Annotated in this window: 22 protein-coding genes; 16 read left to right on the forward strand and 6 right to left on the reverse strand. The window is 62.6% G+C overall.

Translation table 11 applies throughout. The features are described from left to right. Positions 1 to 5: 5 nt before the first annotated feature. Both C8D92_RS02185 and C8D92_RS02190 read right to left on the reverse strand, forming a co-directional pair. Entirely contained in the window at positions 6 to 1,214 is a 1,209-nt protein-coding gene (locus C8D92_RS02185; RefSeq protein ID WP_095611244.1) for an acyl-CoA dehydrogenase family protein, read from the reverse strand. A 14-nt stretch (positions 1,215 to 1,228) separates the two neighbouring features. Next, positions 1,229 to 2,536 (reverse strand): acyl-CoA dehydrogenase family protein, encoded by a 1,308-nt coding sequence (locus C8D92_RS02190; RefSeq protein ID WP_095611243.1) that lies wholly within the window; start codon positions 2,534 to 2,536, stop codon positions 1,229 to 1,231. A gap of 284 nt (positions 2,537 to 2,820) precedes the next feature. Here C8D92_RS02190 and trhA point away from each other — a divergent pair, with 284 nt between their 5' ends. From trhA to C8D92_RS02205, 3 genes are all read left to right on the forward strand, one after another. After that, a complete protein-coding gene (gene trhA / locus C8D92_RS02195; protein WP_095611242.1) occupies positions 2,821 to 3,471 on the forward strand; it encodes a PAQR family membrane homeostasis protein TrhA in 651 nt (216 codons plus the stop codon). A gap of 172 nt (positions 3,472 to 3,643) precedes the next feature. Next, entirely contained in the window at positions 3,644 to 5,374 is a 1,731-nt protein-coding gene (locus C8D92_RS02200) for an autotransporter assembly complex protein TamA (RefSeq protein ID WP_322852820.1), read from the forward strand. Beyond that, complete coding sequence (locus C8D92_RS02205; protein WP_095611241.1) at positions 5,374 to 9,042, forward strand: translocation/assembly module TamB domain-containing protein; 3,669 nt, start codon at positions 5,374 to 5,376, stop codon at positions 9,040 to 9,042. Before C8D92_RS02200 ends, C8D92_RS02205 begins: the two co-directional genes overlap by 1 nt. 192 nt (positions 9,043 to 9,234) lie before the next feature. On the opposite strand, the gene C8D92_RS02210 is transcribed toward C8D92_RS02205, so the two are convergent. Together C8D92_RS02210 and C8D92_RS02215 are read right to left on the reverse strand one after the other, a co-directional pair. After that, positions 9,235 to 9,951, reverse strand: a complete 717-nt coding sequence (locus C8D92_RS02210) for a gamma-glutamyl-gamma-aminobutyrate hydrolase family protein (protein WP_095611240.1) — start codon at positions 9,949 to 9,951, stop codon at positions 9,235 to 9,237. Continuing rightward, positions 9,927 to 10,925, reverse strand: coding sequence for an amidoligase family protein (locus C8D92_RS02215; protein ID WP_116918344.1), 999 nt, complete (start codon positions 10,923 to 10,925; stop codon positions 9,927 to 9,929). Before C8D92_RS02215 ends, C8D92_RS02210 begins: the two co-directional genes overlap by 25 nt. 172 nt (positions 10,926 to 11,097) lie before the next feature. On the opposite strand from C8D92_RS02215, the gene C8D92_RS02220 reads away from it, so the two are divergent. The 3 genes from C8D92_RS02220 to C8D92_RS02230 all read left to right on the forward strand — a co-directional run bounded on the left by C8D92_RS02220 (position 11,098) and on the right by C8D92_RS02230 (position 12,661). Beyond that, the gene (locus C8D92_RS02220) at positions 11,098 to 11,370 is read left to right on the forward strand and encodes an acylphosphatase (RefSeq protein ID WP_095611239.1); all 273 of its coding nucleotides are present in this window, start codon (positions 11,098 to 11,100) and stop codon (positions 11,368 to 11,370) included. A gap of 114 nt (positions 11,371 to 11,484) precedes the next feature. Further along, positions 11,485 to 12,096, forward strand: a complete 612-nt coding sequence (gene lexA, locus C8D92_RS02225; RefSeq protein ID WP_095611238.1) for a transcriptional repressor LexA — start codon at positions 11,485 to 11,487, stop codon at positions 12,094 to 12,096. A gap of 40 nt (positions 12,097 to 12,136) precedes the next feature. Then, the gene (locus tag C8D92_RS02230) at positions 12,137 to 12,661 is read left to right on the forward strand and encodes a cell division inhibitor SulA (protein WP_228151174.1); all 525 of its coding nucleotides are present in this window, start codon (positions 12,137 to 12,139) and stop codon (positions 12,659 to 12,661) included. Positions 12,662 to 12,729: 68 nt separating this feature from the next. Here C8D92_RS02230 and C8D92_RS02235 read toward each other — a convergent pair whose 3' ends face one another. Further along, a complete protein-coding gene (locus C8D92_RS02235; protein ID WP_095611237.1) occupies positions 12,730 to 12,993 on the reverse strand; it encodes a hypothetical protein in 264 nt (87 codons plus the stop codon). Between the two features lie 110 nt (positions 12,994 to 13,103). Beyond that, positions 13,104 to 13,583: a DUF6586 family protein gene (locus tag C8D92_RS02240; RefSeq protein WP_095611236.1), complete on the reverse strand. Its 480-nt coding sequence runs from the start codon at positions 13,581 to 13,583 to the stop codon at positions 13,104 to 13,106. Between the two features lie 142 nt (positions 13,584 to 13,725). Between C8D92_RS02240 and C8D92_RS02245 the strand changes: the two genes are divergently transcribed. From C8D92_RS02245 to fliJ, 10 genes are all read left to right on the forward strand, one after another. After that, positions 13,726 to 14,037, forward strand: a complete 312-nt coding sequence (locus tag C8D92_RS02245; RefSeq protein ID WP_095611235.1) for a hypothetical protein — start codon at positions 13,726 to 13,728, stop codon at positions 14,035 to 14,037. 103 nt (positions 14,038 to 14,140) lie between these two features. Next, complete coding sequence (locus tag C8D92_RS02250; protein WP_095611234.1) at positions 14,141 to 15,583, forward strand: sigma-54 dependent transcriptional regulator; 1,443 nt, start codon at positions 14,141 to 14,143, stop codon at positions 15,581 to 15,583. A gap of 382 nt (positions 15,584 to 15,965) precedes the next feature. After that, a complete protein-coding gene (locus C8D92_RS02255; protein ID WP_095609620.1) occupies positions 15,966 to 17,228 on the forward strand; it encodes a sensor histidine kinase in 1,263 nt (420 codons plus the stop codon). A gap of 12 nt (positions 17,229 to 17,240) precedes the next feature. Beyond that, positions 17,241 to 18,668: a sigma-54-dependent transcriptional regulator gene (locus C8D92_RS02260; RefSeq protein ID WP_116918297.1), complete on the forward strand. Its 1,428-nt coding sequence runs from the start codon at positions 17,241 to 17,243 to the stop codon at positions 18,666 to 18,668. A gap of 459 nt (positions 18,669 to 19,127) precedes the next feature. Further along, a complete protein-coding gene (gene fliE / locus C8D92_RS02265; RefSeq protein ID WP_095609618.1) occupies positions 19,128 to 19,496 on the forward strand; it encodes a flagellar hook-basal body complex protein FliE in 369 nt (122 codons plus the stop codon). A 15-nt stretch (positions 19,497 to 19,511) separates the two neighbouring features. After that, positions 19,512 to 21,251, forward strand: coding sequence for a flagellar basal-body MS-ring/collar protein FliF (gene fliF / locus C8D92_RS02270; RefSeq protein WP_116918298.1), 1,740 nt, complete (start codon positions 19,512 to 19,514; stop codon positions 21,249 to 21,251). Next, positions 21,244 to 22,278, forward strand: a complete 1,035-nt coding sequence (fliG, locus tag C8D92_RS02275; RefSeq protein WP_095609616.1) for a flagellar motor switch protein FliG — start codon at positions 21,244 to 21,246, stop codon at positions 22,276 to 22,278. Before fliF ends, fliG begins: the two co-directional genes overlap by 8 nt. Beyond that, on the forward strand, positions 22,278 to 23,183 hold the full coding sequence (locus tag C8D92_RS02280; protein WP_116918299.1) for a flagellar assembly protein FliH: 906 nt from the start codon (positions 22,278 to 22,280) through the stop codon (positions 23,181 to 23,183). Before fliG ends, C8D92_RS02280 begins: the two co-directional genes overlap by 1 nt. Then, positions 23,164 to 24,510, forward strand: a complete 1,347-nt coding sequence (fliI, locus tag C8D92_RS02285; RefSeq protein WP_095609614.1) for a flagellar protein export ATPase FliI — start codon at positions 23,164 to 23,166, stop codon at positions 24,508 to 24,510. Before C8D92_RS02280 ends, fliI begins: the two co-directional genes overlap by 20 nt. Next, complete coding sequence (fliJ, locus tag C8D92_RS02290; protein WP_095609613.1) at positions 24,507 to 24,956, forward strand: flagellar export protein FliJ; 450 nt, start codon at positions 24,507 to 24,509, stop codon at positions 24,954 to 24,956. The genes fliI and fliJ overlap by 4 nt, the downstream gene beginning before the upstream one ends. The last annotated feature ends 27 nt before the right edge of the window (positions 24,957 to 24,983 follow it).

Genomic DNA, 24,983 nt, shown 5'->3' on the forward strand with positions numbered 1-24,983 from the left:
CACGCCTACTTCAGCTCCTTTGAACTTTTGCCAAGCAGCCGCCGGGCAATGATCAGCAACTGGATCTGCTGGGTCCCCTCGAAGATATCGAGAATCTTCGAATCCCGGGCCCATTTCTCGAGCAGCTCGGTCTCCCCGTAGCCCAGCCCGCTGCACAGTTCAACGCAGCGCAGCGTGACTTCGTTCCCGACGCGGCCCGCCTTGGCTTTGGCCATGGAGGCGGCCACTGAGTTGGGCTGGCCATTGTCGGCCATCCAGGCCGCGCGGATGGTGAGCAGCCGGGCAGCTTCCCATTCGGCTTCCAGGCGCTGCAGCTCCCTTTGGGCGGCGCTCTGGTTCCAGGGCTGGCTGGCGTAGGTCAACGGCTCGCCCGCCTGCTCGAGCAATTCCCGTGTGCGGTCCAGGGCGGCTTTGGCGATGCCGACGGCCATCCCGGCGACCACCGGGCGCGTGTTGTCGAACGTCTGCATGGCGCCGGCGAACCCTTTGTCCACGCTGATTTCGGGGTCGCCCAGCAGGTTGGCGGCCGGTACCCGGCAGTTGTCGAAGCGGATGGCAGCGGTGTCGGACGAGCGGATACCCAGCTTTTTCTCCAGGCGCTCAACCGTCATTCCCGGAGTCCCTTTTTCCACCACGAACGACTTGATGGCGGAGCGTCCGAGGGAACGGTCCAGGGAAGCCCAGACCACCACCGCGTCGGCGCGTTCACCGGCGGTGACGTAGATTTTCTCGCCGTTGATGATGTAGTCGTCGCCGTCCTTCTCGGCGGTGGTCCGGATGGCGGCGCTGTCCGAACCGGCGCCCGGTTCCGTAATGGCCATTGCGGCCCAGGTGTCCCCGAGGCGTTCCAGCTGTTCGTCATTGGCAACCGCGGCAATGGCTGAGTTGCCCAGACCCTGGCGGGGGATCGACAGGGCCAGGCCCACATCCCCCCAGCACAATTCGGTCAGCCCGAGCACGGTCTTCATGTTGGTGCCGTTGCGGTTGCCGTCACCATTGCCGCCATCCGCCCGGGCAAGGCGACCCGCGCCGGCGCCGCCGTCCTCGGCGCCATCGTTCATGCCGTCCATGATGGAGGCGAACATGTCCAGCTCCTTCGGCTGGGTGTGTTCCGCCCGGTCATACTTTCTCGAAATGGGGCGGAAGACTTCCGAGGCCACCTGCTGTGCCTGATGGACGAGGGGGCCAAACTTGCGTGGAATCTCAAGATGCATCGTCTGTTCTCCTGTCAGGCGTGAGCGCCGCCGAATTGCGTGGCGATGGAGCGAAGGTCGCGATACCAGCGCTCGACCGGGTGCTCCTTGACGAAGCCGTGGCCACCGAGAAGCTGAACGCCATTGGTGCCGATCTCCATGGCCTTGTCATTGCAGAGCAGCCGTGCGAGCCGGGCTTCGCGGGAGAAAGGGCCGCCCGCTTCGGCCCGGCTGGCCGCCCGCCAGGTCATCAGGCGCATGCTGTCGGTTTCTATCGCCATGTTGGCAATCATGAAGGCGACGGACTGCCGGTGGCTGATGGGCTCGCCGAAGGCTTCCCGTTCATTGCAGTAGGGAATGACGTAATCCTGCACCGCGCGCGCTGTGCCAACGGCCAGGCCGCAGCGCAGGATGCTGGCATAGTCCAGAAAGGCGTCGAAATCGAAGTCGTCGTCGCCCAGCAGCGCATCGGACGGCACCTGCACCTGTTTCAGCCGCAGCCGCGCGGTCTGGGCGGCTCGCAGCCCCATGGCCGGATCGTCCTGATAACTAAGCCCCTCAGTACCACGGGGCACCAGGAACAGTCGCGGCTTACCGTCGTCGAGTCGTGCAGAGACCAGGAACAGGTCGCTGGACGCGGCCATGATGACGCCAGTTTTCTCACCGGTCAGCACATAACCGTCGCCCTGTCGGCGGGCTGTCGTCGCCGGCTTCGCCGGATCGAACAGTGGCTGTGCTTCGTCCAGGGCAATCGTGGCCATCGGTGGCTCGTCGTCACAGAAGGCGGGAAGATAGGTGGATTGCTGCTCGGCGCTGCCCCAGCGGGTGATTGACTGAGCAACACTGAATGGCGCCAGTAGGGCGGCGGCAATGGCCAGATCGCCGCGCGCAAGCTCTTCGGCCACCAGCGCGCTGGTCACCGGCGACCGGGTTTCGGCCACACCCCCGAATTCGGCGGGAACGGCATACAGGGTCAGGCCCAGTTCCATCGCCTGCGTGCGGATGGACTCGGGCAACTGCCCCTTCTCGTCCGCGTCGCCAGCGGCGGGCCGGATGACGTCGTCGGCGAACCCCGCCAGGGTGTCGACGATCATGCGCTGGTCATCATCCAGCGTCAGATCGAACAGGTCAGGCGGGCGTTTCGCGGGCAGGCGTTGACGGGGCAGTACATTGCGGGCGCGTTTGAACTGTTTCCCGGCCACGGACAGCGTGCGGAATCCGGTGCGAGTGCCACTGTAGGCAAGCCACTCGACGGACCGACGGATACCGAGGCGGTCCAGCCAGCTGCTGCCGGCAAGCCGGTTCATGGAGTTCAGTGCCAGGCCGATAGGGTCGCGGGTCATGGCGTCTCCTTATTCGGGTTGTTGTTGGGTGTCCCGTTCGGGGCATTCGTTGGGCTATTGAACGCATCGATTGCCGCGTGGCGTTGGGACACAACTCAGCATGTTCCGGTCGGCGTGACAGGCCATTGGCGATAGTGGCGGGGTGACGGGGCAATCGGGTCAAGAACGGGGTTGGCGGGGCGATTGAAAAATCAGGACAGCACCCTAATAATAGCGCACAGCTGTTCGGTGAAAATGATTGATGTTTCAGCTGTTCCGGGTCAATCCATCAAAACGGAGGTGTCGTGTCGACGCAAGCTCAAACGAATGATTATCCCGTCATCGAGGAGCTGATCAACTGGCTGACCCACGGTATTGCCGCCCTGTGCAGCGTGGCCGGCATGGTAGTGCTGATCGTCCTGGCGAGCCAGGAGGCCAATCCCTGGAAGATCGTCAGTTTCAGCATCTATGGCACGTCCATGACCCTGCTGTTCCTGGCCTCCACGCTTTACCACGCGGCACGCAAGCCGCGGGCGCGCCGTCTGTTCAAAATGTTCGATCATTGTGCGATCTTTCTGCTGATCGCCGGAACCTACACACCGTTCCTGTTGGTGAACCTGCGTGGTGCCGTGGGCTGGACGCTGTTCGGTATCATCTGGACGCTGGCCCTCGGTGGCATTCTCCTGAAGTTGATTTACGGGCACCGTCACAAGGCCCTGCAGGTCACCGTCTATCTGCTGATGGGGTGGCTGATTGTCTTCGCCTCGGCAGAGCTGGCCGCGTCGGTGAACAGCACGGGACTGTGGCTGGTAGTGGCCGGCGGCATCACCTATACGCTGGGGGTCGTCTTCTACGTGACCCATGCGATACCGTTCAACCATGCCATCTGGCACCTGTTTGTGATTGGCGGGGCCGCCTGTCATTTCTTCGCCGTCTTCTTTGGTGTGCTGGCCTGACCCTGGCGTGCTGAGTCAGGCATGATCCGGGGATGGTTGAATCCGTCAGCCTGCCTGGGCGTCCGCGGCATCGATCGGTACGGACGCTGTCGTTTCCAGATGGATCAGAATCGGACGGACCAGTTTGCCCGCCAACGTGTTACCGCCCCGAACCCAAACAGGACGTTTCCCGTTGAGCCGGACGGCCATCATGGTCTGTATCGGGTTGCTTTGCGGGCTACTGGCGGTGTCGGCCATGGCAGCCGGGCAGGTTCGCGTGAAGGTTAACGGTGATCACCCGGCGCTGGAACGCAATGCCAACACCTACCTGGGCGAGGTCACTGGCCGATCCGCTGACAATCTACGGCGCTACGCCAGTCACGCCGCGGATGAGGTGGCGCGAGCAGTGCGTGCGCTCGGGTACTACCAGCCTGATATCTCCTGGCGGGTCGAGAGCAACGGCCTGGCTCAACTGATCCTGACGGTCGACCCCGGCCCGACGGTGATCATCCAGGAAAGCCGCGTTGAGATCCGAGGGCCGGCATCGTCGGACCCGGGGTGGCCCGCCATCGATACCAGCGCCATTGGCGAAGGTCAGACACTGCATCACGGTGACTACAATCAGGTTCGGGATTCGATCCGCTCCCAGGGGCGCCGACTTGGGTACTTTGACGGTCAATTGACCGAGCACCGCATGATCGTGAACCCGGAGGCCGGCACCGCCCGGTTGACGCTAATCTATGAGAGCGGGCCGCGGTATCGGTTTGGGACCGTGTCGTTCCAGGGCGGTCACGAGTTCGACGATGACCTGCTGTCCGGCTATGTCCCGTTCAAGCGGGGTGACCCGTACGACGCCGATGTGGTCGCCGATCTCAACAGCCACCTGTCGAACAGTGGCTATTTTTCACGTGTGATCGTTGATCCCCGCCCGCAGATCTCCGCAGACCAGTCTGTGCCGGTGGTGGTGAACCTGCGGGCTCGCGATCCCCGGTCGGTGTCGGCGGGGGTGGGCTTCTCAACAGACGTTGGCCCGCGCTTCCGGGGTGACTGGACGGAACACTGGATCAACCAGTGGGGTCACAAACGCGGTGTCGAGACTGAGATTTCCCAGCCCCGGCAGAGTCTCAGTACCTGGTATGAGCTGCCGCTGGATCCGCCGATGACCGACTCCATCCGGCTCAATGCGGGCTATCAGCGCGAGGACATTGAGGATGTCGCCTCCGATCGCCTGGTGCTGGGGCAGCAGTGGCAGCATGAGCTGTCGTCCGGCTGGCAGCAGGTCCTTTCACTGAAATGGCAGGGCGAGCGCTATCGGATTGGTCAGCGCCGGGAGAATCGGAGCACTCTGCTGCTGCCCGGGATCAGCTATTCGAAACTGAATGCGGATAATCCCATCGATCCGTCCCGGGGCTTTCGCCTGGTGCTGGATGTCGCCGGGTCGCATCGCGCTGTCCTGTCGGATGCGGACATTCTGCATGTGCGTGGGCTGGCGCGTGGGCTGATCACGCTGGCGGACAGGCATCGGTTTCTGGCTCGGGTTGAGGCCGGCGCCGTCGCGACGAATGATTTCGAAGACGTGCCGCCTTCGTTGCGTTTCTTCGCCGGCGGTGACCAGAGCGTTCGCGGTTACGGCTACGAGACGCTGGCTCCGGAAGGCGCTGATGGCGAGACCGAAGGCGGGCGGTACCTTCTGGCCACAAGCGTGGAGTATCAATACGAGTTCAGCCCGGCCTGGCGGGTGGCGACCTTTTACGACGAGGGCAACGCGGTGAACTCACTGAATGATCGACTGGCCAGCGGTTATGGCGTGGGTCTGCGCTGGGTCAGTCCGGTTGGGCCGATCCGGCTGGATGTGGCCCGCGGCCTGGATCCGTCACTGGGCGGTGGGTGGCGTCTGCATTTCTCGATGGGGCCGGAGCTGTGATGCGCCTCGTATTGAAAGGCCTGATCGCGCTGTTGCTGGCTCTGATGGTCGGGATCGCCGCGCTGGTACTGACCCTGCGCTCTGACGCGGGCACGCGCTGGGTGCTGGAGCAGATTCCCGGCCTGACGATCACGGCGGGCGAGGGCACGTTGCTGGGCCGATGGCAGGCCGAGGTACTGGCCTGGCATGGCTTTGGTGTTCGGGCCCATGTCGAGACGCCACTCCTGGACTGGTCGCCTTCTTGCCTGTTTACGGCCGAGCTGTGTGTGGAGGAACTCAGTCTGTCCCGGGCCGATGTCCGGGTCGATAACGGCCAGTCGTCATCGGACACCGCGCCGCTGACCCCGCCGAACATTGAGCTGCCCATTGCCGTGACGATCCGGCAGGTCGATCTGGGGCCGGTGTCGGTGAATGATACCGTTCTCTGGGATCAACTGCGTCTGATTGCCTCCGCCGGGGGCAGTCAGATGCATGTGTCATCACTGAACGCCCGACGTGGGCATCTGACGGTCGATGGGGCGCTGCGAGTCACCACCAGAAGCGACTGGCCGGTGGATGGCGATCTCTCGATTGAGCTGCCCGAACCGGACGGGACCGAAGACTGGCGACTCAACGTGACAGTGGCTGGCAGCGTCCGGGACCTGCGACTGGAAGGAACCAGCCGTGGGTACCTCTCTGCCGCGTTTTCCGGTGAGCTGGCGCCGCTTGAACCCACGCTGCCGGTACGGCTGTCGCTGAGCGAGGCGCGGCTGCAGGCCCTGCCATCATTACCCGACACGCTCACCCTGACGCAGGGGAGCGCGAATCTTGAGGGCAACCTGGAGAGTGGGTACAACACCCGGGCGGCGCTGGTGTTGCCGTCCACAACCGGCGACATGCCGGCCCGTGTCACGGGAACACTGATGACCACGGGCGTCCGTGGGATGTCGCTGCGACTTCAGACCGATCAGCCCGACCGGGAAGCCCGTGTGACCGGCTCACTGAACTGGGCGGAGGGTTTCATGGCGCAGGGGGAGCTGGCGATGGGGCGGTTCCCGTGGTTTGGGTTGCTTCCGGACATCGGCGCGCCCCCGGTCACCGTGACGTCGCTTCATGGCCCGTTTGAGTACAAGGGTGGGGGCTATCAGGCGGAGCTCACCGGTCGGGCGGAAAGCCCTGCCGGCCCGCTTGGTTTCGAACTGAACGGTGCCGGGGATGATCAGCAGGTGACGCTCTCGACGCTGAGCCTGACGGCGCGGGACGGAACCCTCTCCGGGCAGGGGCAGATCGGTTTCGCCGACACGTTGTCCTGGCAGGGGGATTTGAGGCTTTCGGCGTTCAACCCGGCGTTCTGGCGGCCGTCCCTGTCGTCGGAGCTCAGCGGACGGGTCCACACTGAGGGGCAAATGGCCGCTACCGGCCCCAAAGGCACGGCTCGTTGGCAGCTGGAGGGCCAGTGGCGCCAGAATCCGGCAACGTTGAATGGCGAGCTCGCGGTCTCGAATGGTCTTATTCGTGTTCCGTCTCTGGAGGCACGCATTGGTGACAATCGGCTGACGGGTTCCGGTGAGTGGCAGACGCAGCTACAGGCGGAGTTTGACGGCCAGCTGCGGGCGTTGAATCAGATCTGGCCGGGGCTGGAAGGTCAGTTCCGCGCATCGGGTCGCCTGGGGGGCACACTGACTGAGCCCGGTGGCGATGTGTCGTTTCAGGGCGAGGCGCTGTCCTGGCAGGACAGGCACCTTGGTTCCCTGTCCGGGCAGGCCCGGGCCGAGGCCGGGCGCGACGTGGCAATCACGGTTGAGGCCCGGGAGATCCGTGCTGCCGGCCAGGTCGTGGATCGGGTCCGGGCCCGCCTGACGGGAGACCCCGACCGGCATCGCCTTGTGGTTACGCTTGAGCGCCCGGATATGCGATCACGTGTCACGCTGGCCGGCGGGGTAGAAGGCCGTGGCTGGCAGGGGCAGATGGCGTCAGGTCGTGTCTCGGTGGCTGAACAGGACTGGCGTCTGGCCTCGCCAGCCGCCCTTCGCTATCGCGAGGACGGCACGTTAACCCTCGGGGCCCACTGCTGGCGGTGGGAGAACAGCTCCCTGTGTGCCGGGTCACAGCAGTTGCTGCCGTCGCCGGTTCTCAACTATGCCCTGAACCGATTTCCGGCCCGCGCCCTGGCGCCCTGGCTGCCGGAAGCGGTGAGGTGGCGGACAACCATCAATGGTGACATGGCTCTGGATCTGTCCGGCGCCGGTCCGAACGGCCGATTGTCTCTCAACGCCGGTCCGGGCGACATCGGGTTGCTGCACGAAGGAGACTGGCAACGGGTGGACTACGACCGCCTCAGTGCCGATGTGTTACTCAGGCCGGAAGCGGCGGATGTGGATCTGCGACTGGCCGGTTCGGACCTGGGCGAGCTGTCCGTCCATTTTTCCGTCGCGCCGAATGAACCCGGACGGCCGGTCGACGGCCGCTACCGGGTTAAAGCGCTCAATATGGCACCTCTGGGCCCACTTGTGGGATTGACGGAAGCGTCGGGACGGGTGAATGGTGCTGGTCAGCTTTCCGGCCCGCTTATGAACCCGGTGGTGGGAGGGGCCCTTCATCTGAGTGACGGACAGGTGGCCCACCCGCAGTTGCCGATCCCGATTGAGGACCTGTTTGTCAGCCTCCGTTTCAAGGGCCGCCAGGCCGACCTGTCCGGGCGTTGGAGCAGCAGTGAGCGTAGCGAAGCCCGGTTGGACGGTGAGGTGGACTGGCGTGATGAGCAATCCCGACTCCGGCTGACGCTGACAGGCGACCGGCTGCCCTTCCAGTACGAGCCCTGGGCGCGGGTGGAACTGTCACCGGATCTGACCCTGCGACTGGTAGGCCGTCAACTGTCGGTCTCCGGGCGCGTCGATGTACCGCGTGGTTCCATTACGGTCCGTCAGTTGCCGGAGCAGGCCGTGTCGGTGTCGGATGACGAGGTCATTGAAGGTCGGGAACAGGCTTCGTCGTCGCTGACGGGCGTGTCGATGGATGTCACGGTGAATGTCGGCTCTGACCGTGTGGACTTCAACGGGTTTGACGTGATCGGTCTGCTTGAGGGGCAGATCCAGATCGGCGACAACCTGGACGCCAACGGCACCCTGAGCCTTGTCGATGGGCACTATGAGGCGTATGGGCAGGATCTCACGTTGCGCCGGGCGCGGCTGGTTTTCGTCGGATCGCTGACCCGCCCGTACGTGGACATTGAGGCGATCCGGACCGTCGACACCGTCGTCGCCGGCCTGCGACTGTCCGGCCCGGTGACGCAACCGACCACCACGATCTTCTCCGAACCCCCCATGTCCCAGTCCGAGGCGCTGGCCTACCTGATCCTCGGTCGTCCCCTGAACAGTCGGGGCGACCAGACCCGGGTCAGTCAGGCCGCACTGTCACTGGGCCTTGCGCAGACGGCGGGCGTCACCCGCAATATCGGGGAGAAAGTGGGTATTGAGGATCTGACACTCGAAACCGAGGGCAAGGGGGACGAAGCCAGCGTCGTTGCCAGCGGACGAATCACCGACGACCTCTCCGTGCGCTACGGCATGCGCATGTTCGAGCCGGTCACCGTCATGGCGCTGCGCTATGATCTGGGCGAGTATTTCTATCTGGAGGCAGCCAGCGGCATCGCCGCATCGCTCGACCTGTTCTATACGCGGGATTTCTGACCTCAAACCAACAGAGATGAGGTGCCACAGAAACACACGGAAAGCACGGACAAAAGAGCGGCATCGAGTCTCATTCCAGTGCACTCTGGTCGGGAGTTCACTCACGTCCGACATTCTTCTTTTTTGCGCTCACAGGGCGCTTTCCGTGTCCGTCCGTGTTTTTCCGTGGCAAATCCTGCCTTGTCAGTTCTGCTAGAAAGTCGGCCCTTCCGCGTGCCCGAGCCGTTTGAGTTTGCGTTCCCGCACCGTTTCCACAAAGCGCTCGAAGATGCGCCGGTGGCGTGAGTGATACAGCAGGTACTCCGGGTGCCACTGGACGCCCAGAATCCACTGCCGGTCAGTGCTTTCAATCGCCTGGACGAAGAAATCATGGTCCAGCGCGGTGACCTTCAGGTCGTCGCCCAGACGGCTGATGGTCTGGCTATGAATGCGGTTCGCACCCAGCACCTGCGTTTCCAGAATGCGGGCCAGGCGGGTGTCCCGGACCACCCGGACGGTCTGGAGTGGTAGTAACAGCGGACGATGCCGGGTGTGACGGCGCAGGGGCGTGATGTCCTGATACAGGGTGCCATTCCGGAAGACGTTGATCAGTTGCGCACCCCGACAGATACCGAGTACCGGCATGCTGTAATGCCGGGCCTGGAGGAGCAGGTGCCAGTCCGTGTCGTCGCGGATGATGTCGTAGCGGGCCCGGACGAGGGGTTTTTGGGAGTAACGACCGGGGTGAACGTGCGTCCCGCCGGACAGCACAAGGCCATCCAGCACGCCCACATCAATGTGAGCGCCCGGTCGGATATAGACCGTGTTCGCGCCAGCCAGCGCGAGCGCAATCCGGATCAGGCGCTGGGCCGGGCGCTGACGTGTCGGGCCACTGACGCCGATGGTCAGGCCGGGTTTTGGATCAGCCATTCGTGACAGCGCTCTTTCCAACTGGTCGCCAGATTACGGAAACGGATTTTCCGGCTGTCCCGGAACTCCTCGGTGAGGGCGGTCAGCCGACGGGCATCGCAGGCCAGATTATCCAGCACGACCCAGTCATTCCACACCCTGGAGAAGTGCCACTCCGGGTTGTCGATGTCGCAGTCCGGCAGCCGGTAGTGCAGTGTGGGGCGAGCCTTGATTCGAGCGTCCTGAACGTGGCGGGTCACCTTGTCCCGGTCCAGGTATGCGAACAGAGGTAGCAGATCCAGTGCCCGGTTTCTCGTTGGGTTGTACCAGAGGTAATCCTCCATCAGTCGGTCGAGGTCCGGCGCGTAATCTTCGCTCATCAGCAGGTCGATGTAGTCGTGGTGCCAGGGCTCGATGTATGGCGTGAACTTGCGGCTGATGTCGAGCTGATGACGGGACTTCAGCCAGTCATAGAGCAGCGCGAACGCCCGCAGGTAGTTGACCAGGGTATCCGCGTCCGTTGACGGTAGCTCCGGATTCAGTTGCAGGCCGAACGCATAGATCAGTGCCTCGCGGCTGCCCAGCGCTCCGGATGCCCGTAGTCCATCGCACAACGACTCAACCATGTCCAGCTTCGAGAAGGGCAGGGGCGGGCTGATCAGTTCCAGCGGGACAATGCGTTCAGCGGCGTAATCGATCAGATCCATGGCGTGGCCACCCAGTTCCTGGATGGATTCGGGTAAGCGGTCGTCCTGAAGGTCCAGATCCTTGATCGGGTCTGAATCCAACTCGACCGTGAACGTGCCGAGTGATGTCTCGACTTGGCTGACATACCGTCCGGTTGCATGGGCGCTGCCGCCAAGCAACTCAGCGGCCCGTTTGACCAGCACCTCATAGTCCAGGCCGGACAGTTCGATCTCGACGCCGACGCGCCGTTCCTCTCCGTCACGCGTGTTGGTGGCCGAGGGCTGACGGCAGCGGTGGTCTCTGTTCACGCCGTTCACGGAAGCTCCTTGCGTTGTCTGGCTCGCGGTACTCAGGCTACCGCACTTTGACAGAGATTGAGTGGTTTCTCGATGACCGGATTGACGGAGCGCGGAACGGGCCGGTCACGGTTTGTTACGATGGAACAAAATCTCCGGTTTGCCCCATGAAGGAGGACAACGCATGGAAGAGCAAAGCATCCGGGCCCTGGTATCCGGTCGGGTTCAGGGCGTTTTCTTTCGGGCCAGTACGCGGGAGCAGGCGCGACGCAACGGCCTCACCGGCTACGCCAGGAATTTGCCGGATGGGCGTGTTGAGGTCGTTGCCCAGGGTCACCGCGAAGGCGTGGACGAGCTGGTGTCGTGGCTTCACAAAGGCCCGGCTGCCGCCCGCGTCGACCAGGTGGATGTGGAGGCGATCGAGGCGCAGGCGTTCGACCAGTTTGACACGCGGTGATCACCTGCCGGCCCGATGGGGCAGGGGTCGCCGGCCAGACTACTGTATGGCTTTACAGTGGATAAAAGACTGTATATAGTCAGTGCTACTGTATAAAAAGACAGGTAGCACGCAATGAAGCTCACGCCCAGACAGTCTGAAGTTCTGGCCATTATCCGCCAGCACGTCGAAGACACCGGCTACCCGCCGACCCGTGCCGAAATCGCCCATCAACTGGGATTCCGTTCGGCCAATGCGGCGGAGGAGCACCTCAAGGCACTGGCCCGCAAGGGCGCTATCGAAATGGTGCCGGGGGCCAGTCGCGGCATTCGTCTGCCGGAAGCCGAGGCAGACCCGGGGCTGCCGATTGTCGGTCAGGTGGCGGCGGGCAACCCGATTCTGGCGGAAGAGCACATCGACGATTACTGCACGCTTCAACCCGAATTCTTCTCGCCATCCGCTGATTATCTGCTTCGGGTCCGCGGCATGAGTATGCGGGACATTGGCATTCTTGATGGCGACCTGCTCGCGGTGCACGGCACCCAGGACATTCACAACGGCCAGATTGTCGTAGCGCGAGTGGGTGAGGAAGTGACTGTCAAACGATTCCGGCGGCAGGACACCACGACAGTCCTGCTGCTCCCCGAGAACGATGAATTTGAACCCATTGAAGTGGACCTGACGGACCAGGAACTTGTCATCGAGGGATTGGGAGTGGGTGTGATCCGGCGCTCGGATCTGCACTGAAACGACACCACGGCGATTGGCACCTTATCCGGAGGCAGTCATGGAACAGCTCAGTCTGGAACACGCAATGAACGCCACGCCAGCGAGGCCGGAGTGGGGCAGCAGTGATCGCCTGGCCCCGATAACGCCCGCGCACGACACCGTATCGGGCGGGCGCGGCGTTCGGTCGCTGCGGCGCGCTCAGACACCGTCGGAGTCCTCGGCGGACATCGGCAATGTGACGGAGATCATCATGCCGGCGGGGCAGGTGGAAAACATGCAGTTGCTGTTGCCCATGCTGACACAGCTGAACCAGGAGCGGCGCTGGCTGGCCTGGATCGATCCACCCCAGGCGATGATCACCCGTTGGCAGCAGACTCATGGCATCGTGGCGAGTGAAATCCTGGTGCTGCACTCTTCTGAGCAGCATGATGCGCTGTCATTGGCGGAGAAAGCGTTAGAGGCAGGCACCTGCCATGCCGTCGTTATGTGGACGGAGGGAAGTGCGGGAGAATCCGCCTTTCAGCGGCTACAGACGGCATCTGTGGTAGGGGACAGTCACGGTGTCATTCTGCGGCGTCGGTAACTTACGAAGGCCTTTCTGGACGAAGGGCGCGCCCCTGTCATGCGCGCCCTGCCGGCCAGTGGCTACGATCAGTGCAGTGTCCGGGGCTGGTCGGGCGCGCTGTCTGTATCGGCGTCGCCGTCCTCAATATCGAACCCTTCAGTCACCTGACCAACCGCCTGAATGCCGGCTGTGATCATGGCCTTGGCGACGGTCAGCTCCTGATCTTCCATCATTTCCCGCGCTTCTCCGGAGAATGAAATCCGCACCAGCGGCGCTTCCTCGTCTTCAGAGCGGCGCAGCGCGTAATCGCCATCGGGCAGTTCAACGATTTCCAGAACGGATGTGGACATAGTGTACGACTCCAGAGCCTGATTGCATGGGCTCATGATGGATTGGGTGCGTAATGTTGGGGATGTGGATGCCATAATCCAACCCCCCTTTGGTGATCGACCGCGGCCTGTCACCATTCAGCATGGCGTTCAACCAGGGTTTCCAGATACGACAGCATGGCCTCGGCCGTGTCCTTGAGTGCCGTGACGGAACGGTCGGGTTCGGACGCGGCGGACACCGCGATCATGTTCTCCCGGTCGGCTAAGGGCCGACGTCTCGCGATGGGTCTCTGGTCCCGCACGGACAGTTGACCTATATGGTGCCACCAGGAGCCGACGTCGGCTTCCAGGCGTGCCAGTTCCTCCGTCTCCGGACTGGGTTGCTGAAGGCATTCGGCCAGTTCAGCGGCGCTCTGCGGTTGCTGATCCGGTTTCTGATAGAAGTCGGCAATCAGTGTGAGCAGCCCGCGCTGCGCATCTCGCAGGAGTGCAACAGCGCCCTGAAGGCCAGCTTCCTGGCGGACGGTGACGTCCTGCTCGTCGGCCATGTCGATCAGGGCGCTGGCTAGCGTCACCTTTTGCCGTACGAATGAGGGCCATTCAGACGCCATAGACGGCTCGTTCCTGTTTCCAAGTGATGCCACATGATACCAGAATTGAGGGTAGACTGGTGTGGGCCGTCAAAGAGACGCGAGAGCCCAAGGCGGCCAGGAACGAATCGTAGGCAGAGGCCCTGCAGCGGAGGAGACGCCCGTGAGCAACGAAGTCAACGACCTCAGGAACCTGATAGAGCGCTTTGAAACGGCCCGGGCGCAGGGCGATAAGGAGGCGCTGGATGCCCTGAATGACGAGGTGCGCCCCTGTGTGAATGCGGCCATGACAGCTGTCCGGGAGGGGCGGCTCGATGCGGCTCCGGTCCGGGATGCCACTGAACGCCTGCAGTCGCTGGCTGGGGCCATTGCGGTCGACGCGGAGGCGGAACGGGACGCGGTCGCTCAGGAGTTGAAGGGGGTTCGTCGGAACCAGAGTGCGGTGAAAGCCTATGGGACGGTTGAGCGTAAATGACTCGTGAAATCATGTGTCATAAAATTGACTCTCACCCGGTTAAGGGCTTAAATACGCGTCAGAAATTGGACTCGCCCGTGGACCATCCGGAGACAGCGACTGAATGGCTCGTGACAACAACAATATCCTGGTGATCAGCCAGGACGGGGAGCGCGCTCGTGACCTGACCACCATTCTGGAATTCCTTGGTGAGGAGTGCGAAACCGCCAATGGCAACACCGTCCCGGATGCTGACCGACTCTCGGAGATCGCGGCAGTGATCCTCAACGGCGCCGATGACGGACTCGAGAACCGTCTGCAGTCACTGTACGAGGCGGATCGCGGCATGCCCGTGTTGATTCTGGGCGATCCTGAGTTATCCGGCCTGGATGAGGATGTGACGAATCGGGTGATTGCCCGGATGGACTGGCCGCTCAACTACACCAAGTTTGTCGATTCGCTCTATCGGGCCCAGGTATTCCGGGACCAGTACACCCGCTCACGCGAACGGGGGCAGCAGCGGGGCGTTCAGCTGTTTCGCAGTCTGGTGGGGACAAGTCGCACGGTTCAGCATGTCCGGGAGCTGATGAGCCAGGTGGCGGACAAGGAAGTGAGTGTGCTGATTACCGGCGAGTCTGGAACGGGGAAGGAGGTGGTGGCCCGTAACCTCCACTACCATTCACCACGGCGCGAGAAACCGTTCGTACCGGTCAACTGCGGCGCCATCCCCGGCGAATTGCTGGAAAGCGAGCTGTTTGGGCACGAAAAGGGCGCGTTTACCGGTGCGATCACTGCGCGCCAGGGCCGGTTTGAGTTGGCCGAGGGTGGCACGCTGTTCCTGGATGAAATCGGTGACATGCCGCTCAATATGCAGGTCAAGATTCTCCGCGTGCTGCAGGAGAAGACCTTCGAGCGTGTCGGCAGTAATCGGACTCATAGTGCCGACGTGCGGGTGATCGCGGCCACGCACAAAAACCTGGAAGATATGATTGATGCTGGCGACTTCCGGGAGGATCTTTACTACCGCCTTAACGTGTTCCCCATCGAAATGCCGGCCCTGCGGGATCGGGTGGAAGATATCCCTCTGCTGATCAACGAGTTGATTGCTCGAATGGAGAAGGAGAAACGCGGCTCCATTCGACTCAACTCGGCAGCGATTATGAGCCTCTGCCGCCATGACTGGCCGGGCAATGTCCGGGAACTGGCCAACCTGGTGGAGCGCCTGGCCATCATGCACCCCTACGGTGTGGTGGGCGTGCAGGAGCTACCCAAGAAATTCCGCTACGTGGATGACCTGGACGAAAACCGCCCGACCGACGATGTGGGGATGCCGGTCGAGGGCGCCGGGTTGGTGGGGTTGGATTCACCGGCATTGCTGCCAGTCAATGGCATTGACCTCAAGGACTACCTTGGCAACCTTGAACGGCAGCTTATCCAGCAGGCTTTGGATGAAGCCGGAGGCGTCGTGGCCCGGGCGGCTGACAAGCTCCGGATTCGCCGGACCACGCTGGTCGAGAAAGTCCGTAAATACGGCCTGCGCGACGACTCTGCCGAAACGGCGCGTTAGAAAGTCGCACCGCTGCGACCGCCCCACTGCGGTCTCTTTTGAGCGTTCATTGTCGTTACATAGAACCATTATGCGCCTCTAATGACCGTCAAAATGGCCTCGCAGTGGGACGATCTCGCCTGGCACGATGTCGACCGCGCACACGCCTGGCGGTGACTCCGCGGTCCGAGCGCCTGCTCTGAGCGGGCGTCAGTTTTTCGTTTTCGATTCGGGATGCCCTCTTTCTGGACCGACGGGTTTTTGTCGTCGCCTCTCTCTTTTGTTTTCTAGTTATCTGATTAATATCATAAAAATGACCCTGGCACGGTAATCGCTAGCTCTTGGCCAAACGTTGTCCCAAGGAGCGCTGCCGCATCGGTGGCGTGCTGTCAGAGGTCAGACAATGAGTCAGTTACAGATACCGGATGACACGGCCCAGCAGGTCCGGGATGCCAATGCGGCGGCGGATGAGAACCAGAAGGTGACGTCCCTGTTTCCCGAAACCGGTTCGGACGAGGCGGTGGATACGGCGCTGGATCTGTTCAATCGCATGTCCCGCCAGATTACCGACTCCTACCGGACGCTCGAATCCCGGGTGAATCAACTGTCCGGAGAGCTGAGTGCGGAATCCGTGCAGCGCCAGCGGGAGCTGGAGGAGAAAGAGCGTCTGGCCGACCGTCTGACGACGCTTCTGGATGCCCTGCCGGCCGGTGTCGTGGTGCTGGACAATCGCGGTATTGTCGGCCAGTGCAACCCGGCCGCTGTGGCGTTGCTGGGGGAGCCACTGGAAGGTGAGCGCTGGCTGGACATCATCCACCGTTGTTTCGCGCCCCGGCAGGACGACGGCCATGAAGTGTCTTTGAAAGACGGTCGCCGGGTCAGCATTGAAATTCGCTCAATGGAAAACGAGCCGGGGCAGTTGATCCTGCTGACCGACCTGACCGAAACACGTCAGCTTCAGGCGCAACTCTCCCATGCCCAGCGTCTGACTGCGATGGGCAAAATGGTGGCGTCCCTCGCTCATCAGATCCGTACGCCACTGTCTGCGGCCATTCTCTATGGCGGCCACCTTTCCCGTCCCGATCTTGACGAAGCCATGCGCGAACGTTGCGCGGATCGTCTGATGTCCCGTCTGACTCACCTCGAACAACAGGTTCGGGACATGCTGATTTTTGCTCGGGGAGAAACCCGGCTGGCTGAGCGTCTGTCGACGGACGAGCTGCATGCGGCACTGCAGTCGGCGGCGGAGAGCCTCCGGCCGCGCGAGCGTCAGGCTATTGATTGGTCCGAGCCGGGCGGTCAGGGCATGGTGGCCTGTAACCGGGACGCACTGGTGGGAGCCTGTATGAATCTAATCTCGAACAGTTTTGAGGCGGGCGCTCAACAGGTGGCCGTCGGTGTTTTCGCGGATGAGGATGGGATGCGGGTGACGGTCTCGGATGACGGGCCCGGATTTTCCGAATCCGATAAGGAGCAGATTCAGGAGGCCTTCTACACCACCAAGTCCCACGGCACGGGGCTCGGGCTGGCCGTTGTGCAGGCGGTGGTCAAGGCGCATAACGGCTGGTTTGATCTGACGTCCCCCGGGGATAGGGGGGCCCGGGCCCGGCTGACACTTCCTCTGGCCGGCGGCGATGATCGCTCCGGCGAGACCGCAAACCTGTAACCGGAGGCGGCAATGGCCAAGGCGACTGTACTGATCGTTGAGGACGACCTGGAGCTGCGCGAGGCGCTGGTCACCACGCTCGAGCTGGATCGTTTCAGGGTGCGTGAGGCGGATTCCGCCGAACAGGCGCTGGAGCGCCTGGCCGAAGGGCCCGTCGATATGGTGGTGAGCGACGTCAACATGCCGGGCAAATCCGGCCATGAACTGCTGGCGGACGTCCAGCGGCTGTATCCTGGCCTGCCGGTGATGCTGATTACGGCGTACGGACAGATCAGTCAAGCGGTTGAGGCCATGCAGGCCGGGGCGATCGATTACCTGGTCAAGCCCTTCGAGCCAGGCACATTGGTGGAGACTGTCTCGCGGGTCGTCGGTGGTGAGGGGCGCTCGTCCTCGAGTGAGCCGGTCGCAGAAGATCCCGCCAGCCAGCGCCTGTTCCAGCTTGCGCGGAAAGTGGCAGCCAGCGAGTCGACCGTCATGATTTCGGGGGAGAGCGGTACGGGTAAGGAAGTCCTCGCCCGTTTCATTCACGACCATTCATCACGGGCGGGTGCGCCGTTCGTTGCGATCAACTGCGCAGCCATTCCCGAGAACATGCTGGAAGCGATTCTGTTCGGTCATGAGAAAGGCGCGTTTACGGGGGCCCACGCCTCCTCGCCCGGTAAGTTCGAGCAGGCCAACGGCGGTACGATTCTACTGGACGAGATATCAGAAATGGATCCCGGTCTGCAGTCCAAGCTTCTGCGCGTCCTTCAGGAGCGGGAAGTCGAGCGCGTCGGCGGTCGCAAACCGATTCAGCTGGATGTGCGGGTACTGGCGACCACCAACCGTAATCTGGCGGAGTACGTTCAGGAAGGGCAGTTCCGTGAAGACCTGTTCTATCGGTTGAGTGTCTTCCCGATGGAGTGGCAGCCGCTGCGGAACCGACCGCGGGATATCCTGCCGTTGGCCCGTCACCTGTTGAAACAGCACGGGCGCAAGATGAAATGCACGGGCGTCCGGTTTGCCCGGGACGCCGAGCAGGCCCTGATGAATCATCCCTGGCCGGGGAACGTGCGTGAGCTGGATAACGCCATCCAGCGGGCCCTGGTGCTGCACCAGGGGCAGACGATTGTCGCGGACGACCTGTGCCTGGACATGACCATGGCGGGCCAGACCCTGACCGCGTCGGTGGCCACGACGGCTGCGCCCCCGGAGACCGACAGTCCGGAAGCGGAGGCTGCGCAACCCACCGCATCACCAGAGGAGTCCGCCGGTGCCGGACTCGGGGACGACCTGCGTCAGCGTGAGTTCCGGATCATTATCGATACGCTTCGTCAGGAGCGGGGCCGGCGCAATCGTGCGGCTGAAAAACTCGGTATCAGCCCCCGCACGTTGCGTTACAAGCTGGCCCAAATGCGTGACGCCGGCGTGGATCTGGATTCGGAACTGGCTATGGCCTGAGCCTCTGACGGTTTCAAGTCCCTTGTTCCACGAGAAGCCTCGACTTCGGCACCTGCGGGTGCCGTTTTTTTGCGCCGGTTTTCAGCATCATAGCCTGCCATTGTTGATGCCGCTAACCATAGAAAGGGGGTTGCAGAGCCAACGTAGCCGACCATTTATGTTCGGAGCGGCCTGCAAGGCCGCCGATCACATGCGCCTGGACGGGTGTTTTGGGAGCCTCGCGGCTCCTCCGAACAGAAATGGCCGGCGACGATACAGACGGCGAGGCCGTTCACACGACCCTCTGATTGGCCGCTTCGCCCACTCCCGTCAAAAACCCGACGCGCGACATGGGGTAGGCTCGAATGTGAGCTATAACTGTCTGTTTAATCGATTAATTTAATGTCTGGCCCGGGTTTTGCTGACTTGCTGGCAGTACGAATCAACGCGGGCGCCGGCCCGCCACGGGAGAGCCAGATCATGGTGGAACGAGCCGACATCAACAGCGTGCTTTCCGAAATCCGGTCCATGCGCAGCCAGATGATGCAGAACCAGCAGGTTGAGCAGGCGCAGAATCTCAAGGGCCAGATGGATCGGGTCAGCGAGACTGGTAAGACCGAAAAGACGCCGGGTTTTGGTGACATGCTTCACCAGGCCGTCAACAATGTGAATGAATTGCAGCAGCAGTCCGGCGACCTTAAGACAGCCTACCAGCAGGGCGATCCGAACGTGGACATCACTCGGGTCATGGTGGCTTCCCAGAAGGCCTCCGTTTCCTTTGACGCCCTGATGCAGGTCCGCAACCGCGTCGTCCAGGCGTACGAAGACGTCAAGAACATGCCGATTTGATAGCGGAGCAACCCCATGGCCAGTGTTCCGGCTCAAGCAGCCACTGATAACACCGCAGACGAGTCTGGTAATGAGGGCGGTCTGGAGCAGCGCAGCAACCTGCTGTTTGGCTTTAACCGCCTGTCTCTGTTGCGTCAGATTGGCCTGATGGTCGGCCTGGCGGCCAGCGTCGCGCTGGGCGTCGCCGTTGTGCTGTGGGCCCAGGAACCGAATTACCAGCCGGTGATTGGGGACCTGTCGAGTTACAACCCCCAGCAGGTCACACAGATCCTTGACCAGGCCAATATTCCCTACAAGATGGAGCCGCGCAGCGGGGCACTACTCGTCTCCCAGCAGCATGTCTACGACGCGCGCCTGAAGCTGGCCTCCGCAGGCGTCACCGATTCCAAGACGGTGGGGTACGAGATCCTTGACCGGGATCAGGGCCTGGGAACCTCCCAGTTTATGGAAAGCATCACCTACCGTCGTGGTCTGGAGGGGGAACTGGCGCGCACCATGGCCAGCCTGAGCAACGTGACCGGTGCCCGTGTCCATCTGGCGATTCCCGAGCAGTCTGTGTTTGTGCGCGACCGCCGCGATCCCTCGGCCTCTGTCTTCCTGGATGTCCTTGGCGGACAGCGCGTTTCGAGTGAGCAGGTGTCCTCGATCGTCAACCTGGTTGCCGGAAGCGTACCGGAAATGAACCGTGAAAACGTCACGGTGGTAGACCAGAGCGGCAATCTGCTCAGTGATCGTGGCGGCGATTCGGAAGGTCAGCAGATGGAGGACCAGTATGCCTATGGACAGCGTGTCGAGGAGAAGCTGACCAAGCGAGTGGCCAGCATTGTCGGGCCGATCGTGGGCGATGGACGCTATCGGGCGGAAGTCTCCGCAGACCTGGATTTTTCCTCGGTGGAACGGGCGGAAGAATTGTACAACCCGGAACAGCAGGCCGTGCGGAGTGAGAGCAGCCAGACGACGCGACAAGTGGATGGCGCCGGCCCGGCCGGCGTCCCCGGCGCATTGTCGAACCAGCCGCCGGCTGAGACGGAAGTGCCAGAGCAGGCGGGCGGTAATCCGCAGGGGCAACAGAATCAGGGCAATGAGGATGGCGAGCAGACCCCGTCCGAGCCGATGACCGTTCGGGAGCAGTCCACCCGGAACTACGAGCTGGACAGGACCGTCAGCTATGTCCGTCAGGAGCAGGGCAAGGTGGAGCGCCTGACGGTCGCGGTGGCGGTCGATGACCGAAAGGTGGTCGACCCGCAGACGGGAGAGGTCAGCTACGAGCCCTGGACCGAAGCCCAGCTCCAGCGGCTGGCAACGCTGGTACGGGACGCGGTCGGATACTCCGCCGCGCGTGGCGACAGCGTCACCGTCATGAATACCGCGTTTGCGCCGACCGAAGAGGTACAGTTTGAGCAGCCGGCGTTCTGGGAACAGCCCTGGTTCTGGGATCTGATGAAGCAGGTTCTGGCCGGATTGGTGATCCTGATCCTGGTGCTGGGCCTGTTGCGCCCGACGCTTAAAAGTCTCTCCGGGGAAGGTCGCCGCGGTCGCGAAGGGGATGAACTGGACGGCGGTTATGGCGGCGCGCTGGAGTCGGCCGGTGGTGATGATGCGCTGAGTCAGGCGATGGAAAGCAGCGACGACCTGCTTTTGCCGGGAGCCACTGACGGTTATGATAAACAATTGAATGCCCTGAAAGGGCTGATTGCTGAAGATCCGGCCCGAGTGGCTCAGGTTATGCGTCAGTGGGTGAACGTGGATGAGTGACGACAACGAACAGCAAGGCGGCTCAAAACAGCAACGCAAGCTGAGCCGTGTCGAGCAGGCTGCGGTACTGCTGATGTCGCTGGGCGAAGCCGACGCGGCCCAGATTCTCAAGCACATGGGGCCCAAGGAGGTTCAGCGGGTTGGCGTTGCGATGTCGAACATGACCGACGTCAGCAAAGGCGAGGTGCAGAGTTCGCTCGATGAGTTCGTGGATGCGGTGGGGACTCAGACCGGACTTGGCGTTGGCAATGACGACTATATCCGTGGCGTTCTGACGCAAGCACTTGGGGACGATAAGGCATCCAGCCTGATCGACCGGATTATCGTCGGAGGCAACACGACAGGCCTGGATACCCTCAAGTGGATGGAGCCACGTGCCGTGGCTGACATGATTCGGCATGAGCACCCCCAGATCCAGGCCATCGTCGTGTCCTACCTTGATCCGGACCAATCCGCAGAGATTCTGAATGTGCTGGACGACAAGGTTCGGCTGGATGTTGTCATGCGGGTGGCATCACTGGAAAGTATCCAGCCCCAGGCGTTGCAGGAGCTGAATGACATCCTCGAGAAGCAGTTCTCAGGGGGGGCCGGCACCCAGACCAGTCGCATCGGGGGCGTCAAGCGCGCTGCCGACATCATGAACTTCATGGATCGTGGCGTGGAGGGCAGTCTGATGGATTCGATCAAGGATCAGAACCCCGATCTGGCCACAACCATCGAGGATCTGATGTTCGTTTTCGACAACCTCAAGGACGTGGATGATCGTGGCATCCAGTCGTTGCTGCGTGAAGTTTCCTCGGACGTGCTGGTGGTGGCTCTGAAAGGCGCGGACGAAGAGGTCAAGGACAAGATTTTCCGCAACATGTCGAAGCGCGCGGGCGAGCTGCTGGCGGACGACCTGGAAGCCAAAGGGCCGGTTAAAGTCAGCGAGGTGGAATCGGCTCAGAAAGACATCATCACCATAGCCCGCCGCATGGCGGAAGCCGGTGAGATTACTCTGGGTGGCGCTGGCGAAGAAATGATGTGATGGGATTCAAACGCGACCGGGATCGTATACCCGCTGATCAACTGACCGCTTACGAGCGCTGGGAGTTGCCGCTGCTTGATGAGAACGGCAACGAGGTTCCGTATTCGCGCGAGGAAGATCGCAGCGTCAAGCCGCTGACGGCGGCTGACATGGAGGCGATCCGGCAGGAAGCGCGAGAGGATGGCTTTCGGGAGGGCCGGGAGGCCGGTTATCAGCAAGGGTTTGATGAGGGAAAGCAGGCAGGGCGCGAGGCGGGCCACGCTGAAGGATTCCAGACGGGGCAGGAGGAAGGTCGCTCTCAGGCACAGGAACAGACCCATCAGGAAGTCAGTGAGCGTCTAACCCGGCTGGAACAGGTGATGGAGGCGTTGGTCGATCCGATCCGGCGCCATGAGGATGAGGTGGAAACGGCGCTGTTCAACGTGGCGACAGTGCTGGCCCGGGCCGTGGTATTCCGGGAGTTGCAGATGGATTCGAGCCAGATCCGGGCCGTGGTGCGAGACGCGCTTGAGAGCCTGCCTTCCACTCGCGACAATGTCCGCATCGCCGTACACCCGGACGACGTCGCCTGGACCCGTGAGGTTGCCGAACGGTTTGAGATGGACAGCCGGGTGATTGAAGACGATCAGATTCTCCCCGGCGGTTGCCGTGTGCAGACCCGCCACAGCCTGGTGGATTTCACGATCGAGAAACGCTTCCAGAAAGCCGTCCAGCGAATGCTGGATCAGCAGCTCACCAGTGAGGAGCCCGGGGACGGTGCAGAGCTGGATGCGATGATGGACGACCTGACGGATTTCCATCGCGACGTCCTGCAACAGGATGACGACACGTCCGGAGCGTCCGACGACGATGCCCCGCCGGCGCCCGACGCGGAGGAGGGCGATGATGAGCAGCAGCCTGGCTGACCGCCTGAACCGCCTGCCGGAGTCTCTGCCCGATTCGCTCGAACCGGAACTTTCCGGTCGTCTGACCCGCATGGTTGGCCTCACGCTGGAGTGCGTCGGGTGCCCGATGGTGGTTGGCGACCGGTGCCAGATCGAAACCGAGGGAGAGATCCGGATTGAGGCTGAAGTGGTGGGCTTCGAGGACGACCGTGTTTACCTGATGCCCTTGACGGCGGTGGATCACCTGCGACCCGGCGCCCGCGTCGTGCCGCTGTCATCCGCCAGCCGAGTGCCCGTCGGCCCGGAACTGCTCGGGCGTGTGGTCAACGGCTCCGGCGAGCCGCTCGATGGTCGCGGTCCGCTGGGTGCCAGCGCCCAGGCCGGACTGACTGCAGACATCATCAACCCGCTGAATCGGGCTCCCATCCGTCAGTCCCTTGATACCGGCATCCGTGCCATCAATGCCCTGATGACGGTGGGGCAGGGCCAGCGTCTCGGCCTGTTTGCCGGCAGTGGTGTGGGTAAGAGTGTGCTATTGGGCATGATGACCCGCTTCACGAACGCGGACATCACCATCGTGGGGCTCATCGGCGAGCGGGGGCGTGAGGTTCAGGAGTTTATCGAAGACATTCTTGGCGAGGAAGGCCTGGCCCGCTCCGTCGTCGTCGCGGCGCCAGCCGACGATTCGCCGCTCATGCGTCTGCGTGCCGCCATGCTCACCACGCGGATCGCCGAGTACTTCCGGGATCAGGGCAAGCGCGTGCTGCTGCTGATGGATTCCCTGACGCGCTACGCCCAGGCCCAGCGGGAAATCGCGCTGGCCGTAGGGGAGCCGCCCGCCACCAAGGGTTATCCACCGTCCGTTTTTGCCAAGCTGCCGCAGCTGGTGGAGCGGACCGGCAATGGTCGCCCTGGCGGCGGGTCCATTACGGCGTTCTACACGGTGCTCACTGAGGGCGATGATCAGCAGGATCCGATTGCTGATGCCGCCCGCGCCATTCTCGATGGCCACTTCGTGCTCTCCCGGGCGCTGGCTGAGGAAGGTCAGTACCCGGCGATTGATGTCGAAGCGTCGGTCAGCCGGGTCATGCCCCAGGTAACCGATCCCGACCATCTGCGGCGGGCGCAGGCATTCAAGCAGGTGTACTCCCGTTACCAGCAGGCTCGGGACCTGATTAGCGTGGGCGCTTACGTCAAAGGATCGGACCCGGAGACGGACTACGCGATCGAGCGCATTGAGGCGATGAAGGCCTTCCTGCGCCAGGGGCTGGACACCAGCGCGCCGCTGGCGGACAGCATTCGCGAGCTGCACGAGGTGCTGCCCGATCGGGGCGGTGATCGCACATGACACCCCGATCGGAACGCCTCCAGGTCGTGCTCAACCTCGAAAAGCGTCGTGAGGACCGGGCGCTGGAGGTGCTCGGTCGGGCACGTCAGAATCTCGACGGTCAGCAGCGACAACTTGACGAACTGCGCCATTACCTGAGCGATTACCAGCAACAGGTCCGCCAGAGCCAGCAGGGCGCCGTCTCTGTGGCCCGGCTCCAGGGCTGGCAGGCCTTTATCGGTCAGCTCGAGACGGCCATCGCCGGCCAGCAGCAGTCGGTGGACGAAGCCACCCGCCAGTTCGAAAAAGCGCGTGATCAGTGGCGTCAGGCCTATGAACGCCGCAAGGGCATGGCCCGTCACATCGAAGCCTGTCGGGCCGAGGAGGCGCGGGCGGACGATCTGCGCGAGCAGAAGCAGGCCGATGAGGCCGCCAGTCGCTTACACGCCAGACGCCGCCTGAGCTGAGGGCATTGGCCACCGGTTTGCGCGACC

This window comes from Tamilnaduibacter salinus, from assembly GCF_003096655.1.
In the GTDB taxonomy this organism is placed as follows: domain Bacteria; phylum Pseudomonadota; class Gammaproteobacteria; order Pseudomonadales; family Oleiphilaceae; genus Tamilnaduibacter; species Tamilnaduibacter salinus.

Bases quoted from the DNA above. Each gene is read 5' to 3' on its own strand.
- C8D92_RS02210 (WP_095611240.1), bottom strand. From the start codon at position 9,951: ATGGCTGATCCAAAACCCGGCCTGACCATCGGCGTCAGTGGCCCGACA.
- fliG (WP_095609616.1), top strand. From the start codon at position 21,244: ATGAGTGACGACAACGAACAGCAAGGCGGCTCAAAACAGCAACGCAAG.
- lexA (WP_095611238.1), top strand. From the start codon at position 11,485: ATGAAGCTCACGCCCAGACAGTCTGAAGTTCTGGCCATTATCCGCCAG.
- fliJ (WP_095609613.1), top strand. From the start codon at position 24,507: ATGACACCCCGATCGGAACGCCTCCAGGTCGTGCTCAACCTCGAAAAG.
- C8D92_RS02190 (WP_095611243.1), bottom strand. From the start codon at position 2,536: ATGACCCGCGACCCTATCGGCCTGGCACTGAACTCCATGAACCGGCTT.
- C8D92_RS02280 (WP_116918299.1), top strand. From the start codon at position 22,278: ATGGGATTCAAACGCGACCGGGATCGTATACCCGCTGATCAACTGACC.
- C8D92_RS02250 (WP_095611234.1), top strand. From the start codon at position 14,141: ATGGCTCGTGACAACAACAATATCCTGGTGATCAGCCAGGACGGGGAG.
- C8D92_RS02255 (WP_095609620.1), top strand. From the start codon at position 15,966: ATGAGTCAGTTACAGATACCGGATGACACGGCCCAGCAGGTCCGGGAT.
- C8D92_RS02230 (WP_228151174.1), top strand. From the start codon at position 12,137: ATGGAACAGCTCAGTCTGGAACACGCAATGAACGCCACGCCAGCGAGG.
- C8D92_RS02240 (WP_095611236.1), bottom strand. From the start codon at position 13,583: ATGGCGTCTGAATGGCCCTCATTCGTACGGCAAAAGGTGACGCTAGCC.
- fliF (WP_116918298.1), top strand. From the start codon at position 19,512: ATGGCCAGTGTTCCGGCTCAAGCAGCCACTGATAACACCGCAGACGAG.
- C8D92_RS02235 (WP_095611237.1), bottom strand. From the start codon at position 12,993: ATGTCCACATCCGTTCTGGAAATCGTTGAACTGCCCGATGGCGATTAC.
- C8D92_RS02185 (WP_095611244.1), bottom strand. From the start codon at position 1,214: ATGCATCTTGAGATTCCACGCAAGTTTGGCCCCCTCGTCCATCAGGCA.
- C8D92_RS02260 (WP_116918297.1), top strand. From the start codon at position 17,241: ATGGCCAAGGCGACTGTACTGATCGTTGAGGACGACCTGGAGCTGCGC.
- fliI (WP_095609614.1), top strand. From the start codon at position 23,164: ATGAGCAGCAGCCTGGCTGACCGCCTGAACCGCCTGCCGGAGTCTCTG.
- fliE (WP_095609618.1), top strand. From the start codon at position 19,128: ATGGTGGAACGAGCCGACATCAACAGCGTGCTTTCCGAAATCCGGTCC.
- C8D92_RS02220 (WP_095611239.1), top strand. From the start codon at position 11,098: ATGGAAGAGCAAAGCATCCGGGCCCTGGTATCCGGTCGGGTTCAGGGC.
- C8D92_RS02205 (WP_095611241.1), top strand. From the start codon at position 5,374: ATGCGCCTCGTATTGAAAGGCCTGATCGCGCTGTTGCTGGCTCTGATG.